The 510-nt window shown below is 40.6% G+C and carries 1 protein-coding gene; it reads left to right on the top strand.

Translation table 11 applies throughout. The annotated features are described in order from the left end of the window. A partial coding sequence (locus tag R7R24_RS30570) for an IspD/TarI family cytidylyltransferase (protein WP_318120697.1) occupies window positions 1-510 on the top strand: 510 nt, incomplete at both ends.

The following is a 510-nucleotide window of genomic DNA, read 5'->3' as shown; positions in this document are numbered from 1 at the left end:
TGAGAAGTTTGAAGAGAACAAAAACATTGATGCCATTGTTGTGGTTTGCGTTGAACCGTGGATCGATTATTTACGTAAACTGTTGTTCAAATTTGATATTCAGAAAGTGAAGTTTGTTATTCCCGGTGGTGAAACTGGCCAGGAATCTATATTTAACGGCTTATGTAAGATAGAAGAAGAATTTAATCATAACTCTGTTGTTTTGATTCATGATGGCGTTCGACCTTTAATCAATGACGAAATTATCAACCGAAATATCGAAGCGGTCAAAAGTCACGGTAGTGCGATCACTACTTGTCCTCCAGTAGAGACCTTTGTCCTTGTCGACAATGAAGACGTCGTGAAAGACGTTCACGATCGTTCGTTATCTCGATTAGCGAAAGCGCCACAAAGCTTTTATTTGCGCGATATTCTTAAAGTACATCGTCAAGCGCGTGAGGACTGTTACACCGAAGCGATCGATTCATGTTCGTTGATGACAAAGTACGGATACGATGTTCGCCTAGTCTC

Source organism: Vibrio sp. 704, from assembly GCF_033339295.1.
Note: the sequence above shows the minus strand (reverse complement) of the source record. Positions and strands in the feature narration are given on the sequence as shown.